The following is a 15,684-nucleotide window of genomic DNA, read 5'->3' on the forward strand; positions in this document are numbered from 1 at the left end:
CATATATATAGGCTAAGTTGTTAAAATCATCATAATATTAGAAATTCGCTTCGATTTCTGAGATTTCTGAATCTACGTGCATAGGTAGACAATAGTCAATAGGAAAGAAGGCTTTGTCAGTTGTACTGAGTTTTTTCAAATATCAAATATGAGTTCTACATAACATTTTTACTATTGAATTCACATTTAAATGTAATATTTTTTACTCCCATCAATTATTAGGGCTGTAATTCTGTGTTGCAAATTACATTGCAATAATAGTTAATTTTATGTAATATCACTTAATAATGCATATCAAATATATTTGATTTTAACTCAACTACCAAGACTGACCTCGGCTTTTTTTTAGTGAAGTGAAGCAGATACTGTTATATATGTCGTAAGCAGTTTTGCTACTAACGACCAATTTTCTGCTCAAATAAAAACCGACTGTATGTATAGCTTTATCAATCGGTAACTAGCTTTTTTAGGAGAAGGCAGTAAAACTGAAAATTATCTAATAACTTGCCTTATATTATAATTGCAGCAATTAGAATTAGGATTCTTAAATGAGCGAGGAATCTTAATCATTAGCTTATATTCCCTTAAAGAGGTCATCGTTTATTTACAGTACTTTTACTTATGTTTGGTAGACGTAATAACTGTATTGTTTAATATATGTATGGGTTTATGCAGAACCTAGATTGTTTATTAGTATACCTTTTGAGTCAAAATAATCAAGGTATTTGTCCCACTTCTGAAACTGGCTACAAATTTTTATGATTCCTCACGAAAGTGATGCAAAAGAAGAACGTGCGTCGTCAAAAGTATTGCGTAGTTGGCAAGAAAATCTGATTTTAATTGCGATCGCATTATGTTTAGCATTTCTGATCAGAACTTTTATCGCTGAACCTCGCTATATCCCTTCGGATTCGATGCTGCCAACCTTACATACTGGCGATCGCTTGGTAGTTGAAAAAATATCCTACCATTTTCACCCTCCCATAACTGGGGATATTATTGTTTTTCAGCCACCCGCAGAACTACAACGTCGGGGATATCCTAAAGACCAAGCTTTCATCAAGCGGGTTATTGGCCAGCCGGGTGAGGTAATTAGTGTTGATTCTGGCAAAGTCTATCTCAACGGTCAACCCTTAACAGAAGACTACATTGCTGAACCACCAAATCAGCCATATCAAGCAGTGAAAGTCCCAGAAGACGAATTTTTTGTCATGGGAGATAACCGCAATGATAGTAATGACTCTCGCTATTGGGGCTTTTTACCCAGAGAAAACGTCATTGGTCGGGCAACATTTCGTTTTTGGCCTCTTGATCGCATTGGGTTCATTTAATCAATTTTGGATTTTGGATTTTGGATTTTGGATTTTAGATTTTTCTTTCAATCCAAGTTGCACTGTAAGCGCACCAAAGGTTCGACTCAAAATCTAAGAATTAGCAGAGTTAGAAGTTTTAAAATAACTTCTAACTTAAAACTTTAAATAATACATCAGTTGAGCGATCGCATCACCAGGTAACTCCAGGCGTCGTTGGAAATCAGCTAGGTTACGGTAAGGCCCGGAGGATTGCCGATTTTGAACCACTGCTTGCGCTAAAGATAAATCTATAAATGGAATTTGTGCCAATTTTTCGACTGTTGCTGTATTCGGATTGACTAAATGGGTCGGATTTTCTAAAGATTCGTGGTCATAATAAATAAAATTCAGCAGAGGCTTTAATGGCTCCAGACGCGGTGCTGGTATAGCCAAAGCCGCAGCAATATCTTCAATACAGTAAAATTTAACACCAGAATGCGAAAGTTCTACAAGCGATCGTGCTTGGTGAATTGACAAACCTGGTAGGCGTAACCAATCGTCTACAGTAGCTTGATTAGCATCGATGCGAATACCTAATTTGGCTGCTATCTGAATTTCTTCCCCAGATTGTAAGCGATAGTAGGGATCGTTGAGGAGCTTGGCGCGGAGTTTTTGCAACCTGGGGTTCAAAGGTAGCCAGTTATTCATGATTGTCGCTTACCTTAAGAAATCTGGTCTAGTAATTGGCGGCGCTTTTGCTCAAACTCATACTCTGAAATCAGTCCATCCTGACGCAAAGCATCTAATTCTCGCATTGCGTCAGCCATCGCTCCAACCTGATTACTTACCTTTTGTGAGTTCCTTGTCGCTGACTTGCCTAGATTAAAATTACGATCAAAAGCTTCTTCGTCTTGGGCTAAATACCAAACTCCCTCAATGGCACTAGCTACCTTGGGGATAGGTGTCCAAGAAAGTAATACATACAAAACACCCCACAGAGGCTGTCCCAGATAAAATTTATGTAATCCTGAAATTGTCAGCGTGCCAGAAAAAGCTAAAACAGCAGCAACGCTTCTACTTTTGCGCTTAGTTAACATATTTCTAATAAATCTACCAATACCACAGTTCCTACAATCAGACAGTCAACTACCCTGGCTTGCTCTCCAGACTTTCGAAAGTTCCCACACAGTTTAGTATTTGAAGAAATTTGAGTAAGTTTCACATGACTGTGCATTGGGCTTTGATGCTAATTTTAAGTTTTTAACAGCTTTATTACTACTATGTCACAGACCTTACTACCGCCAGCATGGGCTGAAAAGCTTTGTGATCCTTACGCTGTGCTAGGAATTTCTGTAATTGCTGACGATCGCCAGATTTTCAAACGCTATCACACTTTAGCGAAGCTGCTACATCCCGATCGCCATGCCAAAAACTGCAATCCAGACCAAAAATTAGCAACGGCAATATTTAGCCATTTAATCAACCCAGCTTATCAACAACTGAAACATCGACAGAAGCGCTTGATTGCGATCGCTATGCTGCGATCAGATGCAAGAGTTTTGGAGCAGAAGCCTTTGTCTTCTCAAAGTGCCATAGCTCAGGAAATTATGAAAATGTCTACACCCGAAGCAGAATTGTTTTACGAAGAAGCGATCGCCTGTTATGCAGAAGCTCAATACAAATCACTAGATCAGTTTTATCAGGTGACGCAACAAATTACTATACTGAATTTAGTATACTTACGGTTGCATAAACCAGACCTCTTCTTACCGCAAAAAGCTGTTCCCATAATCTCTGAAGTAGAAGTCAACCAAGTTGAATTGACATTAACTGATGTCAAACCAGTTTTAACAAACTACTCTCAACGTCACTACCAGCGAGCTATTGAGTATGTCAGGCTAGGAAAATGGACTATAGCGGTTCAAGAACTGCGCGATGCCATCAAGTTAGAGCCAAATAACAGCGACTATTATGCCTTATTAGGTTTGGTGCATCTCAAACAAAAATTTATGGGGATGGCTAGGGTTTACATCTGTCAAGCATTAAAACTTAACCCGCAAAATTCACTAGCCTTAAAATACGCTCCCGAACTGAAAATTAAACTAGGTGAAAACACCAATCCTAAATCAATGGCTAAAGCTATGAGTATTGCGGCTTTATTAAGTCGGTTTACACAGCGAAAAGGTTCTCAAGTCAAGTGTTGAAATTTCGGTAACAAACCGTACTAAAACCGAAGCTTCGTCACTAGATTACTCACCTAGACTAAAATAATAAATAGAAGTAAAACTATTAAGCTACTGAGTCTGGGCACTCAGTTTAATATAAGCAATATGGGATTCTTCGATTCTGAGATAGTTCAGCAAGAAGCAAAACAACTTTTTGAAGATTATCAAGCGCTAATCAAGCTTGGTAACAACTACGGCAAATTTGACCGCGATGGCAAAAAGCTGTTTATTGAGCAAATGGAAGCCATGATGGATCGTTATCGCATCTTTATGAAGCGCTTCGAGCTATCAGAAGATTTTATGGCACAAATGACTGTAGAACAACTGAAAACGCAATTAGGTCAATTCGGTGTTACCCCGCAACAAATGTTTGACCAAATGCACCTGACTTTAGAACGGATGAAAGCCGAGCTAGAAAAACAGGCTTAGTTAATTTTAGATTTTGGATTAATTGCCAATCCAAAATTCAAAATCCAAAATCTAAAATCTAAAATCCAAAGTTATTGTGACTTGGGGCGAGAAAACTGGGAAGGTGGCTTAAAGTTTTCCACTGGTACATTCTTAAGTGCCTTCTCCATAAAATCTTTCCAGATGGGAGCGACCATACCACCGCCTGTAGCACGGCTAGCTAGTTGTCTGTTGTCGTCTCTTCCCACCCAGACAGCAGTTGTTAGTTGTGGCACAGTGCCCACATACCAGATATCCTTTTCTGAGGAAGTTGTACCCGTCTTCCCAGCGCTTGGACGAGCGATCGCAGCACCTTTACCTGTACCATTAGTAACTACTGTTCGCATCACATCGATAATGGCTGCCGATGCCCAAGGGTCTAAAACTAGCTGGGGTTTAGGGGTATTATCTAATAACACGTTACCACTACTATCGGTGACACGGGCAATTACAGTGGGTGGAGATTGCCAGCCATAATTAGCAAAGGTAGCATAAGCACTAGCCATTTCTAACGGAGTGACACCAATTGCACCAAGAGGCAGAGAGGTAACAGGTTCCATCGGACTCATGATCCCCAAGGTACGGCAAGTGTCAATCACTCGATTCATGCCAACAGCCTTACCAATCTTAATCACGGGAATGTTGCGTGATTGTGCTAAAGCTGTACGGATTGGCATAGGACCGCTAAAACCCCCATCATAATTTCTGGGAAAGTACCGGCCATTTCCATCTTGATAACTAACTGGAGAATCTACCACCGTTGAGTCTGGCCCATATTTACCAGTAGCGAAAGCAGTATAGTAGACAAACGGTTTAAAAGAAGATCCGGGCTGCCGTTGAGATTGAGTTGCACGATTAAATTCACTAATCTTAGGATCTACACCACCCACCAGTGCTTTGATAAAGTGCGTGCGCGGATCAATGGCTACCAAGGCGATTTGATTCTTAGATAATCCCTGCCCAAGAAGTGATTTATGCCACTTAACGACAGTTTCCTCTGCCATACTTTGGAAGTTGGCATCAACTGTAGTTTGCACCCGCATCCCACCTTTGAGTAGTGTCTCACGCCCAAACTTTTTAGCCAACTCCTGTGCTACGGTGTTGGTTATATAAGGTAGGGCACTACCTTGAAAAGATTTGATTCTACCAAGTTTGATTTCCTGCTTGAGGGCATCGTCATACTCAGACTGGTTGATCCAGTTTAATTCCAGCATCCGCCCCAGCACTTCTTTTTGTTTCTGTTTTGCCAGCTTCATGCTCACAAAGGGGCTGAATTCTTCTGGTGCTTGGATCAAACCCGCCATCATTGCTGACTCACCCAAGCTTAAATATTCTGATGACTTATTAAAGTAACTACGGGCTGCCGTTTGTACACCATAATTGTTATGACCCCAATAAACTTGATTGAGGTACATTTCTAAAATTTGGTCTTTGGTGAGAATTTGCTCTAACCTGATTGCCAGCACTGCCTCCGCCAACTTGCGGGTAAAGGCACGCTTTTGAGACAAAAACAGGTTTTTGACCAATTGCATAGTAACAGTAGAGCCACCCTCTTTGACTCCACCTGCTACAGCGTTAACTACGATAGCCCGGCCAACACCAGTGGGGTTAATACCGTGGTGATCGTAGAAGTGACTATCTTCACTTGCTAATACCGCCCGTTTTAAGTTTGGAGAAATTCTATCCAGGGGTACGACTTCCCGGTTGGCTTCCCCGTGGATACTCGTTAAAAGTTTACCCTTAACGTCATAGATGTAAGTTGTTTCTGAGGGAAAGAAGTTACGTAGCTGTCTTACATCTGGCAAATTACGGAAACTAATGGCTAAACCAACCAGTCCTCCGGCTACAATGGAACTTGCCAACATGGTAATTGAGAGCAGAGTACCCCCAGTTACCTGACCAACTCCTTTCAAAAACTCAAAACCTGATGAAGCCCGACGTTGTGGCTGTTTATCTTCAAAAGTCCTAGAAGACGACACGGCGATTTCACTTCCTCACTTATAAATTTAACTGTAATTGATTGGATGAAGCAAGGCGGTTAATTTTTTGCAATTATAGTAGTTTGGCAGATGAGAAAGTGGATAAATTGCAAGTGTTTATAACCAACTTAACTTCTAGTGGGCAAAACATAGCTAACAGTGGATTTTCTAGTATGACGCAAGATTTTGCTTGGCTGCGTCGTGGTGTTGTAGAAGTTTTTCCACAACCAGTAGATGTTAACAGTGAAAGTCTAGAAAAGCTTTTGGCAACTACAAACAAACCTTTGAGGATCAAGTTGGGGATTGACCCGACTGGTACTGATATTCATTTAGGTCATAGCATACCAGTACGAAAACTGCGAGCGTTTCAAGATGCAGGCCATATAGCAGTTCTAATTATTGGCGATTTTACAGCACGCATTGGCGATCCGACTGGTAAATCTGAGGTGCGCCGCCAGCTTACAGAAGCAGATGTCGCCCAAAATGCCCAGACTTATCTTGACCAAGTACGTCCTATCTTGGATTTTGACACACCAGGAAGGTTAGAGGTGCGCTATAACTCCGAATGGCTCTCTAAGCTCAACTTAGAGAAAATTTTGGAGTTACTTTCCACGATGACGGTGGGGCAGATGTTGGCTAAGGAAGGATTTGCCGATCGCTATAGAAAAGAGAATCCGATTTTTATCCATGAGTTCCTATACCCGTTAATGCAAGGTTTCGATTCCGTTGCCGTGGAAGCAGATGTGGAATTAGGAGGGACTGATCAGAAATTTAACATCGCTGTGGGCAGAGATTTACAGCGTCATTTTGGTCAAAAGCCCCAGTTTGGGATGCTGCTGCCAATTTTAATTGGCACGGATGGGGTGCAAAAAATGTCCAAGTCTTTAGGTAATTATATTGGGTTGTCAGAACATCCGGGGCAAAAATATCAGAAGTTGCAAGGGGTTCCAGATAATCTGCTGTCACAATATTTTGAACTGCTGACGGATTTACCTTTGGATAATCTGCCAGAAAATCCCCGCGATCGCCAAACACTCCTCGCATGGGAAGTTGTCAAGCAGTATCACGGCGAAACAGCCGCCCAAGAAGCGAGAGAAGCAGCCCAAAGTGGCGGAAAGGAAGGTGCAGTTCCCGAATTTTCTTTAGCTGAAGTATCACATCCCGCTAAGTTAGCGTATATTCTCAATGTCACTGGCTTATGCAAAAGTACAGGGGAAGGTAAGCGGAAAATCCAAGAAGGTGGAGTGCGCTTAGATGGCGATCGCATTACCGATGTTGATACTACTTTTGCTGATTCTGCCCAGTTACAAGGTAAGGTTTTACAAGTTGGGAAAAATAAGTTTGTGCGCCTAGTACCTTAGATGGGAACTAGAGACTGGGAAGTAGTTAGCAAGAAACCACGTATGAATGCAGAAGAAAAAATTATTGTCGCTTTGGATGTACCAGATGAGCAAGCTGCGATCGCTCTTATAGATCAACTCCCGCAAGTCGGTTTTTGGAAAGTCGGCTTAGAGTTGTTTACCAGCACTGGCCCCAAAATTCTGGAAGTCCTAAAGTCTAAGGAAAAGCGCATTTTCTTAGATTTAAAGTTTGATGATATCCCCAACACCGTTGCTGGTGCTTGCCGGAGTGCAGCTAGATACGGAGTGGATTTGCTGACAATTCATGCTACTGCTGGTAGAGATGCTCTAAAAGCCGCAATTGAAGCAGCACACGAAGGGGCAGCCCAAGCAGGTGTACAACCACCGAAGTTAATTGCTATTACCCTGCTGACGAGCATTTCTGCTAGGCAGTTGGCATTTGATTTAAAAATACCTCTGGAATTGCCAGAATATGCTCTAGAAATGGCCCTGCTGGCTCAAGAATGTGGTTTGGATGGGGTAGTTTGTTCGCCTCAAGAGGTGGCACAGCTACGAGAGACTTGTGGAGATCGCTTTTTGCTAGTTTGTCCCGGCGTTAGACCAACTTGGGCAGATAATGCAGATCAAAAGCGATCGCTCACTCCAGCACAAGCTATGAAAGCTGGTGCAGATTATTTAGTAATTGGCCGTCCCATTACTACTGCTACTGAGCCAGAGTTAGCCTGGAAGAGGATTTCTGAGGAGTTAACCACGGTGGCATGAAGCTAAGAGTCAGTGAGAAACTGGGAGACAGAGTGCAGGGTGTAGGGGAGAAAAATCTTGCCTCTTCACTCAAGAAGAAAAATTATAGTTGGCTTGTAGCTTGTGGCTTTTGGATTTTAGTATCAAATAGCTTTAATTACCCAGCGTTCTCGAAAAGCCTCACCCCTAACTCCTCGGCGCTAGCAGAAAGAGAAAATATCAACGACGGGGCGAAGTCTTTCTGTTCTGAGCAAAATTTAGAAACATTAACTATAAAGCTACTCCAAGATTTACCTAGTTATACTAATCGCGCCAGTCAACGCGCCCGTCGCCTCAGCAGAAGTAGTGATATTTACAGTTATATGTTAGTAGCAGGAAGACCTGAGTTTACTCCTCTGCCCCTTAACCTTGAAGAATATAGTGCAGATGCGTCTAAAAGCTCTGCATCAGGAGTTGAGCAAGTTTTCTTTACTACCTTGGAGCGGCAGTACATAGGAAAGAAAGCGATCGAATTGCAGCAATTTCACTGGCTGTTGTTGACTAAAACTACAACTGGTTGGCATTTAGTGATGATGTTTTCTCAAACTGGTTCCAATTCAGCACAGCAGCCATTATCCCCGCCACGCGATAGTAGTAATGGCACTGTTGCCCAAGCAGTGAATACTTGGTTACGCGATTGCCAAGCTGGAAGTGTCCGACGGATACGTGCCGTGAATGGTGGACAATAATCCTGCCCAGAACTGAAGTTATGAGCTGATAGCCAAAGTCCACTCAAGTGGACTAAATCGATCTGATCATTTATAGGACTTACGCACAAGTTACGGGATAACGAAATAACCTAGACGCGTAGCGGCTTCCCGCAGGCTAACGCAGAGAAGCCAGTGCGTTGGTGGGCTTCGTGACTTCTACCCTTGTGGGGATGAAAACGCAGTACGAGATTTACAAGGTATGGCTACGGTATTACTTGTATGTACACTGTAGCCTTTTAGCAGAGAGAGCAGAGTTTATTGCATACAAACGAAAAGCACTAAGAGTAGTTTTTGCAAGAGGGAGAAAGAGATTTTTATTACCCTTTTCCCTTTTCTCTACTTCTGCAAACAGTCGATTTTGCTCTCCATCTATTTCGGAGCTAGATACTTGTTTCAAACAAAATAAATGTACATCATCCAACTAGCTTGTATCAGTGTAATTGCGCCTATGCCTTTGGGAAGATTTTCAGCAAGTTTAGCCAATAAACAGCGAAAAAAAGCAGACATTATTTAAAAACAAAGGCTGGCTTGAATTTATGCGTTGTAACTCCCGTTTTTTGGCGATAACATAGAAATAAGTTTATTTCGAGCTTCTCAAACCGCCTTTGGCGTGAGTTTTTTTATGGAGATTCAATTAATCAACATCGGCTTTGGTAACATTGTGTCTGCTAACCGAGTAGTTGCAATTGTCAGTCCAGAGTCTGCCCCGATTAAGCGGATTATTACCGATGCGCGGGACAGAGGTCAACTGATTGATGCAACTTACGGTCGTCGGACTAGGGCTGTAATTATCACCGATTCCAGCCACGTAATTCTGTCAGCAATTCAGCCGGAAACGGTAGCGAATCGCTTTGTAATTTCCCGCGATCATCAAACTGTAGATAATTAACACTAGATTATTCCTACTCCTCTTTGTACCGTATCAGCAGTACGATGTGAATTAGATAAGTTTTCTGTCACCCTTGCTACAAATTCCTTAGTCACTAGTGGACTTGGCCAGGAACACAAGACTAATGAATAATATCTATTGATTGATTCACATGTTGAGGGGATAATGCCAGTTTTACCCATACAGAGTAGTGCTACCACAGAAGAATGCTTACATTTAGGCAGATTGATTGTTTTGACTGGCCCTAGTGGGGTTGGTAAAGGCACTTTAATGCGATCGCTCCTACAACGTCATCCAGAACTTTATTTTTCCGTATCCGCAACGACTCGTTCTGCCCGTCCAGGAGAAATCGATGGCAAAAATTATTACTTTGTCAGCCTTAGTAAATTTGAACAATTAGTGGCTGAAGGTGAGTTTTTAGAATGGGCAGAATTTGCTGGTAACTATTACGGCACTCCCCGTGAAGCTGTACTTAACCAAATTCAATCTGGCAAGTTGGTAGTGCTAGAAATTGAGTTAGAAGGTGCAAGACAAATTCGTGCTTCCTTCCCCAGTGCCCTCAGCATTTTTATCTTACCGCCTTCTTTTGATGAACTGGAGAAACGGATACGCTCTCGCGCCCAAGACTCTGAAGAAGCGATCGCCCGTCGTTTACTCCGCGCCCAAGAAGAAATTCAGGCCGCAGATGAATTTGATATTCAAATCGTTAATGACGATTTTGAAACTGCTTTAAATGACATTGAAACGGTTTTGTTTAAATAAGTTTGGAGAGACGCGATTAATCGCGTCTGTACGGGAGTTAGAAGTTATGAATTTTAACTCCCAACTCCTAACTCCTAACTCTTCATTTCTAAATTAACCAAATAAACCTTGAATTAGCCCTAGATTGCTAGTCAAAAAGTAAGCAACTACTGCACCACCAATACCACCAATTAAGAAAGAACTGGCAAAGTTGTTCCAGCTTTCTTTAGAGTTAAAAGCATCTACCGGGGGATTGGGTACGGTAACGCTAGGAAGTGCTTTGGGTGGATTGCTATTAGCATACAAGGATAGACAAGCGGTGAGCAAAACCACCAAGCCGATGGCTCCCAGTAACCCAGCCAAATTAGCGTTAGCTGTATCCCGCAGTGGGCCCAATTTTGCGAAGGGGCCAAATAGCAAGTAACCATGAGCCTGTCCAACTTCTAAACCGCGTCTGGCAGGAGATAGACCTGGGCGATAGGCAGGTAAGTTATTAATGAACCACTTGCTCAAGGGAGAAGAATTAACTGGGGTTTCTAGGTTTCCCAATTGCGGATCGCGGAATGCAGGGAAAACAACTTCCCGATTTCTGGGATCGCTGGGGAGATTCTTTGATGCGTCTACAGCTTGTGCCATATTTTATGTTCGCCTCTAAATTTAAAATGGTGGCATTTTTATATTAATAATAATTGTAGCTAAAGATGTCTTTTGGCTAAGAAGTTTAGAAAAATTAATTTAGCTAATTTTAAAGTGTGAAACTCGCGATCTGTAAACAGGATCACGAGTTTCAAAAAACTCTTTGTGCTGCCTATTTTGGTGATAATTCAGCTTAGTTAAGCAGAATTATCAACTACATAATTTTAGGAAAAACACAATAAATTCAACTGTGCTAAATTCCATTTTCTACCTATGGCAGTGGGTGGAAAAGTAAGTCTGGGAAAAAGCGGTTGAATTCAATCAAGATACCTGCTGTGATTGTCAGCCAGATGGTAGCTGCCACAGGTGCTGTGGAAATAAACTTAATCAAATATGATGATTGATCGCCTTTGTCTGCCATGAATTTATTCTCCAAAACGAATGAATTAGTTAAGCTGATTTAGCGTGGGGAAACAGTGATTTCTGAATCTTTGGCTGCTAATTTTCCAGAGAGAAACTCTTGCAGTGCTGCTACTGGCCAAGTAAAGCCTGATGCAATGATAGGGAGTGCCAAACCAAGATCGATTTGGATTTCTTTGAGTTCAGTATCAGATTCCTTTTTGATTGCTTGCAGATAGGTACGACCTACCCAGCCAATCCAACCAGCAATATATAGAAACAGAATGCTGGGGATCAAAAAGTCACCAGCCCGATCTAGGCGACCATCAACAATTAAGTGGGGATAACCTTCAGGACCGCACAGCGCTTGAGAATAACGCTCAAACCGCTTTTTCCCTGATTGGGGATCGGCGGTGGTATTACGGGCATTAGCTGCTAGCTCTTGAAAAGCGGGATTGTCCTTGCAAGGTGTCAAATTAGCCCCTAAAGCTTGTGCTGGGGAGGCAAAATTGAACCAAAGACAAATCGCTAACATCAAAGCAAACAATCGTCGCATAGAGTTGTTTCCTTTTATTACAAAACAAGAAGTTCTTTGTACAAAACGAAGCGGCTTGTACAGCTGTTTATTTGCATAACTAGGAAGTCATCATACTCTTGGGTGGGAACCGAGTAAAGTTTAAGTAAATAAAAGTTAAAGCTTCTCAACCAAAATGAGTGCTGAGTGCTGAGTATAAGAATTGTTGTTGTAGGGTAGTAAAGAAGCAAGATTTTCTCTCCACTATTCAGGACTCAGCACTCAGCACTCAGAACTCAAGAAATGACAACCGTTTTAGCAATAGAATCCAGTTGTGATGAAACTGCCGTCGCAATTGTTAACAATCGTAAAGTTTGTAGCAGTATTGTCGCCTCGCAAATTCCAGTCCATCAACAGTATGGTGGGGTAGTGCCGGAAGTCGCATCTCGCCAGCACTTGGAAATGATAAATGTTGCGATCGCACAAGCCCTAGAGCAAGCCCAGCTAGACTGGGGACAAATTGACGCAATTGCCGCCACTTGTGCCCCTGGACTCGTAGGAGCGCTCTTGGTGGGGTTAACTGCTGCCAAAACCCTAGCAATGGTACACAACAAGCCATTTTTGGGAGTTCATCACCTCGAAGGTCACATTTATGCAACTTACTTGAGCGAATCAAGTCTAAATCCCCCTTTCTTGAGTTTATTAGTTTCTGGCGGACATACAAGCTTGATTTTCGTCAAAGATTGTGGTAGTTACGAAACACTGGGGCAAACTCGTGATGATGCTGCGGGTGAAGCCTTTGATAAAGTGGCGCGATTATTAAAGCTAGGTTATCCCGGTGGTCCAGTAATTGACAAGTTGGCACAACAAGGAAATTCCCAAGCCTTTCCTCTCCCAGAAGGAAAAGTTTCTTTACCTGGTGGGGGGTTTCATCCTTATGATGCGAGTTTTAGTGGGTTAAAAACGGCTGTATTGCGTTTAGTGCAGCAACTAGAAAAAGATGGTGGACAAGTGCCAGTGGCAGATGTAGCAGCTAGCTTTCAGGAAACCGTAGCGCGATCGCTAACCAAAAGAGCGATCACCTGTGCCCTAGACTATGGTCTAGATACAATTGCCATTGGTGGCGGTGTAGCAGCTAATAGTGGGTTGAGAAAAAACCTCCAAGCTGCCGCCATTAAACATAACCTCCGCGTCCTATTCCCGCCTCTGAAATTCTGTACCGATAACGCCGCTATGATCGGCTGTGCCGCCGCCGATCATCTATCTCATGGTCATACATCGCCTCTTACACTAGGCGTTGAGTCTAGGTTAGCGCTGACCCAAGTGATGAAGTTATATCACCCTCTTGAGTAGTCATTTGTCCTTTGTCCTTTTCTAACCACCAATGACTAATGACTAATGACTAATAACTAATGACTAATAACTATCGACCGAATGCGATCGGCCACTTCATCCGGCTGTTCCAACATAGCCAGGTGTCCGCAATTAGGAATTTCCAGAACATTGTCACCACAGTATTGGAACAGTCTGTGAAAGCTAGCTAAATGGCGTACATACTTGGGTTCCATAACCTTATCCTCAGCACCAGCCAAAAAATAAACTGGCTGCTTCAGTTGGGATACTAGCTCAGGTAAACGATTGATTTCTTCCTCCGTTGTGGAATCTAACAGAGTTCCTAACGCTGCTTCTGGGTCAGCCACAACGAAATCAATCAGCCTTTGACGTGCCCAATGGCGGTCTAAAGGACGCACTACACTGGCTCTAGTAAACAGCAAATCAATCAAAGGCACTTGGGAGAGCCAACGTGGGCGGACTTGCAAAAATTTCTGACCCGCCGAGCGAAACTGCTCAAAAGCTTCTTTCAGGTAAATACCACCGCCAGCATTAATACAGATAACTCCCTTAACGCACTCAGGCATTTGATCTGCTCCCCAAAGCGCGATCGTACCTCCCAAGGAGTGACCAATTAGCCAAGCACTAGTAATATTCAGCTGTTTTAGGAGAATGGCTAAATCCTGAGCATAAGCAACAGGAGTATAAAGAGAATCGATTGGTGAACCAACCGCACTATTCGAGATGGGCATCAGACTTAGAGACGCTTGTGCCCGACTAAAATCGGTTTGTACCGGGGACTGGGATTCACCAAAACCCCGCAAATCATAGGAAAGGCACTGCAAATCATCTGATAGGCGGGAAATCACAGGTTGCCAATATCCACGGCTATTGAGCCAACCGTGGATAAATACTAAAGCGTGGGGGCAGGAAGTGGGAGCCGTTAGCTCGTATGCGTGTGGAACGCCCAAGATTTCGATAGTTGCCATGTTTATATCGTACCCCGAAGGGCGGGTGCGACTAAATACGGAATAGGAAGAGAGACGTGATTAATCTCGTCTTTACAGGAGTTAAGAGTTAGGAATTGTTAATTTTTAATTACGAATTACGAATTACGAATTACGAATTATTTAACTCATAACTCCTCACTTTTCTCATTTCCCCAGCAACCTCTGTCGCACTCCTTCGGCAATTTTGTGACCGAGATATTCAGGAATAAGGCTTTCATTTGGCCCCAATAAGTAGAGAATTAGCCGTGTACGTCCACGCCAAACCAATAAATTGGCATTGACTACCAGCAGGTCTTCCTGCCAGATGGCGTACATCACTTTGTAGAATAATCCTGGTTGATTATCGGCTTCAATCACCAAGGCAGGGAGATGAAAGACCGGATCGACATAGAACTCAGTTTGTACCTGCTCTAAGCCAGTATCAAGATTAAATTCTACAGCCAGCATCTCTTCTACCTCAAACCGACCTCCTAAAGCCTCGCGGATGGCACGACAGACATTTTCTGCGGTTTTCTCGGTCAAGGCTTTACTACCACGAGATACCAACAATTTGATAAAAACTAACATTGGCGGACGAATCTGACCGTATAGGCTCAGACCGTGAATAGTCAACCCATAAGCTGCTAGTACACCAAAAATATCGCTGAGGAGAAAAGACTGGTTACGGTAAGCAAAATGCAAAGCACTTTTACTACCTTCCGGTTTCAGTTCAATCACAGCGCGTCTAGTTTTATACAGACGGTAGGCTAGGCGCAAATTTTGCAGTTGAATCTCACTGCTGACGAATTGCTCATAAAACTGGGGAAACGCTCGGTTAAAGCGCTTTAGAAGTTCCAGTGTTGAAGATTTTAAACCAGAAGCCATTGTTAAGGGTAAGACTCGCTTGCTTTCATCACCTGGGGACTAGGGGCTGGATGTTGGGGACTAGGGAAGAATTTTCCCAAAGACTCAATCTCTTGTATACAATTCACTCCTAAGCTAACCTGCATTTAAGCTCTATACGAGCAATTATCAGGATTTGGTTTTCCATATTAAATTTTGATTCTAAGCAGAGACTTCTGACCATCATAACTTCGGTGTCCAATTCCTTTAGCCAATAAGAGGATGAGTGAATAGGGAGTGATTTTGAATTTTGAATTAGTTTATATCCTTACTTTTGGGGAATTTCTCCTAGCCTTTACAACAAAATGCTAAAGTTGAAAATGATTGGTGTGAAACACGCTCTAAATAGCTGTTACCATTGCAAATCCCGAAAACAACCGAAAAATTTTGAGTGTAAGGGGTAGCAAATGGAGGTAGCTATATTAAACGTGAATCAACACTCCTGAGAGTGGAAACCAATTTAGTTATACTACCCGAACCACGTTGG

17 protein-coding genes are annotated in these 15,684 nt (G+C 42.5%); 9 read left to right on the forward strand and 8 right to left on the reverse strand.

Annotated features, from left to right (window positions below; all coding sequences use genetic code 11):
- Positions 1–758: 758 nt before the first annotated feature.
- The gene (gene lepB / locus G1O98_RS13200; protein ID WP_012410230.1) at positions 759–1,331 is read left to right on the forward strand and encodes a signal peptidase I; all 573 of its coding nucleotides are present in this window, start codon (positions 759–761) and stop codon (positions 1,329–1,331) included.
- A gap of 135 nt (positions 1,332–1,466) precedes the next feature.
- On the opposite strand, the gene G1O98_RS13205 is transcribed toward lepB, so the two are convergent.
- Both G1O98_RS13205 and G1O98_RS13210 read right to left on the reverse strand, forming a co-directional pair.
- Positions 1,467–2,000, reverse strand: coding sequence for a ComEA family DNA-binding protein (locus G1O98_RS13205; RefSeq protein ID WP_163929235.1), 534 nt, complete (start codon positions 1,998–2,000; stop codon positions 1,467–1,469).
- 14 nt (positions 2,001–2,014) lie between these two features.
- Positions 2,015–2,389, reverse strand: coding sequence for an NINE protein (locus G1O98_RS13210; protein WP_012410228.1), 375 nt, complete (start codon positions 2,387–2,389; stop codon positions 2,015–2,017).
- Between the two features lie 183 nt (positions 2,390–2,572).
- Between G1O98_RS13210 and G1O98_RS13215 the strand changes: the two genes are divergently transcribed.
- Positions 2,573–3,496 (forward strand): DnaJ domain-containing protein, encoded by a 924-nt coding sequence (locus G1O98_RS13215; RefSeq protein ID WP_163929236.1) that lies wholly within the window; start codon positions 2,573–2,575, stop codon positions 3,494–3,496.
- 126 nt (positions 3,497–3,622) lie between these two features.
- Complete coding sequence (locus G1O98_RS13220) at positions 3,623–3,946, forward strand: DUF1825 family protein (RefSeq protein WP_012410226.1); 324 nt, start codon at positions 3,623–3,625, stop codon at positions 3,944–3,946.
- 71 nt (positions 3,947–4,017) lie between these two features.
- Here the strand turns inward: G1O98_RS13220 and G1O98_RS13225 are convergent, their stop codons facing one another.
- On the reverse strand, positions 4,018–5,943 hold the full coding sequence (locus G1O98_RS13225; protein WP_163929237.1) for a transglycosylase domain-containing protein: 1,926 nt from the start codon (positions 5,941–5,943) through the stop codon (positions 4,018–4,020).
- A 173-nt stretch (positions 5,944–6,116) separates the two neighbouring features.
- On the opposite strand from G1O98_RS13225, the gene tyrS reads away from it, so the two are divergent.
- The 5 genes from tyrS to gmk all read left to right on the forward strand — a co-directional run bounded on the left by tyrS (position 6,117) and on the right by gmk (position 10,445).
- Positions 6,117–7,304: a tyrosine--tRNA ligase gene (gene tyrS, locus G1O98_RS13230; RefSeq protein WP_175586659.1), complete on the forward strand. Its 1,188-nt coding sequence runs from the start codon at positions 6,117–6,119 to the stop codon at positions 7,302–7,304.
- Between the two features lie 42 nt (positions 7,305–7,346).
- On the forward strand, positions 7,347–8,066 hold the full coding sequence (gene pyrF / locus G1O98_RS13235; protein ID WP_163929238.1) for an orotidine-5'-phosphate decarboxylase: 720 nt from the start codon (positions 7,347–7,349) through the stop codon (positions 8,064–8,066).
- On the forward strand, positions 8,063–8,773 hold the full coding sequence (locus tag G1O98_RS13240; RefSeq protein WP_163929239.1) for a hypothetical protein: 711 nt from the start codon (positions 8,063–8,065) through the stop codon (positions 8,771–8,773). The genes pyrF and G1O98_RS13240 overlap by 4 nt, the downstream gene beginning before the upstream one ends.
- A gap of 643 nt (positions 8,774–9,416) precedes the next feature.
- Complete coding sequence (locus G1O98_RS13245) at positions 9,417–9,683, forward strand: DUF370 domain-containing protein (protein WP_012410221.1); 267 nt, start codon at positions 9,417–9,419, stop codon at positions 9,681–9,683.
- 165 nt (positions 9,684–9,848) lie between these two features.
- Positions 9,849–10,445: a guanylate kinase gene (gene gmk / locus G1O98_RS13255; protein ID WP_175586660.1), complete on the forward strand. Its 597-nt coding sequence runs from the start codon at positions 9,849–9,851 to the stop codon at positions 10,443–10,445.
- A gap of 93 nt (positions 10,446–10,538) precedes the next feature.
- Here gmk and G1O98_RS13260 read toward each other — a convergent pair whose 3' ends face one another.
- The 3 genes from G1O98_RS13260 to G1O98_RS13270 form a co-directional block, all read right to left on the reverse strand.
- A complete protein-coding gene (locus tag G1O98_RS13260; protein ID WP_163929240.1) occupies positions 10,539–11,060 on the reverse strand; it encodes a photosystem I reaction center protein subunit XI in 522 nt (173 codons plus the stop codon).
- A gap of 271 nt (positions 11,061–11,331) precedes the next feature.
- A complete protein-coding gene (psaJ, locus tag G1O98_RS13265; protein WP_012410218.1) occupies positions 11,332–11,481 on the reverse strand; it encodes a photosystem I reaction center subunit IX in 150 nt (49 codons plus the stop codon).
- A gap of 39 nt (positions 11,482–11,520) precedes the next feature.
- The gene (locus G1O98_RS13270; protein WP_114081157.1) at positions 11,521–12,015 is read right to left on the reverse strand and encodes a Photosystem I reaction center subunit III; all 495 of its coding nucleotides are present in this window, start codon (positions 12,013–12,015) and stop codon (positions 11,521–11,523) included.
- Between the two features lie 261 nt (positions 12,016–12,276).
- On the opposite strand from G1O98_RS13270, the gene tsaD reads away from it, so the two are divergent.
- A complete protein-coding gene (gene tsaD, locus G1O98_RS13275) occupies positions 12,277–13,326 on the forward strand; it encodes a tRNA (adenosine(37)-N6)-threonylcarbamoyltransferase complex transferase subunit TsaD (protein WP_163929241.1) in 1,050 nt (349 codons plus the stop codon).
- A 56-nt stretch (positions 13,327–13,382) separates the two neighbouring features.
- Here tsaD and G1O98_RS13280 read toward each other — a convergent pair whose 3' ends face one another.
- Positions 13,383–14,294: an alpha/beta hydrolase gene (locus G1O98_RS13280; protein WP_163929242.1), complete on the reverse strand. Its 912-nt coding sequence runs from the start codon at positions 14,292–14,294 to the stop codon at positions 13,383–13,385.
- A gap of 165 nt (positions 14,295–14,459) precedes the next feature.
- A complete protein-coding gene (locus G1O98_RS13285; protein WP_012410214.1) occupies positions 14,460–15,179 on the reverse strand; it encodes a hypothetical protein in 720 nt (239 codons plus the stop codon).
- Between the last annotated feature and the right edge of the window lie 505 nt (positions 15,180–15,684).

Source organism: Nostoc sp. UIC 10630, from assembly GCF_010747425.1.
In the GTDB taxonomy this organism is placed as follows: Bacteria; Cyanobacteriota; Cyanobacteriia; order Cyanobacteriales; family Nostocaceae; genus Nostoc.

Excerpts from the sequence above, each read along its gene's own strand:
- tyrS (WP_175586659.1), top strand. The coding sequence starts at position 6,117 with ATGACGCAAGATTTTGCTTGGCTGCGTCGTGGTGTTGTAGAAGTTTTT.
- G1O98_RS13205 (WP_163929235.1), bottom strand. The coding sequence starts at position 2,000 with ATGAATAACTGGCTACCTTTGAACCCCAGGTTGCAAAAACTCCGCGCC.
- G1O98_RS13240 (WP_163929239.1), top strand. The coding sequence starts at position 8,063 with ATGAAGCTAAGAGTCAGTGAGAAACTGGGAGACAGAGTGCAGGGTGTA.
- G1O98_RS13210 (WP_012410228.1), bottom strand. The coding sequence starts at position 2,389 with ATGTTAACTAAGCGCAAAAGTAGAAGCGTTGCTGCTGTTTTAGCTTTT.
- G1O98_RS13215 (WP_163929236.1), top strand. The coding sequence starts at position 2,573 with ATGTCACAGACCTTACTACCGCCAGCATGGGCTGAAAAGCTTTGTGAT.
- psaJ (WP_012410218.1), bottom strand. The coding sequence starts at position 11,481 with ATGGCAGACAAAGGCGATCAATCATCATATTTGATTAAGTTTATTTCC.
- G1O98_RS13245 (WP_012410221.1), top strand. The coding sequence starts at position 9,417 with ATGGAGATTCAATTAATCAACATCGGCTTTGGTAACATTGTGTCTGCT.
- G1O98_RS13260 (WP_163929240.1), bottom strand. The coding sequence starts at position 11,060 with ATGGCACAAGCTGTAGACGCATCAAAGAATCTCCCCAGCGATCCCAGA.
- tsaD (WP_163929241.1), top strand. The coding sequence starts at position 12,277 with ATGACAACCGTTTTAGCAATAGAATCCAGTTGTGATGAAACTGCCGTC.
- lepB (WP_012410230.1), top strand. The coding sequence starts at position 759 with ATGATTCCTCACGAAAGTGATGCAAAAGAAGAACGTGCGTCGTCAAAA.
- G1O98_RS13280 (WP_163929242.1), bottom strand. The coding sequence starts at position 14,294 with ATGGCAACTATCGAAATCTTGGGCGTTCCACACGCATACGAGCTAACG.
- gmk (WP_175586660.1), top strand. The coding sequence starts at position 9,849 with ATGCCAGTTTTACCCATACAGAGTAGTGCTACCACAGAAGAATGCTTA.
- pyrF (WP_163929238.1), top strand. The coding sequence starts at position 7,347 with ATGAATGCAGAAGAAAAAATTATTGTCGCTTTGGATGTACCAGATGAG.
- G1O98_RS13285 (WP_012410214.1), bottom strand. The coding sequence starts at position 15,179 with ATGGCTTCTGGTTTAAAATCTTCAACACTGGAACTTCTAAAGCGCTTT.
- G1O98_RS13220 (WP_012410226.1), top strand. The coding sequence starts at position 3,623 with ATGGGATTCTTCGATTCTGAGATAGTTCAGCAAGAAGCAAAACAACTT.
- G1O98_RS13270 (WP_114081157.1), bottom strand. The coding sequence starts at position 12,015 with ATGCGACGATTGTTTGCTTTGATGTTAGCGATTTGTCTTTGGTTCAAT.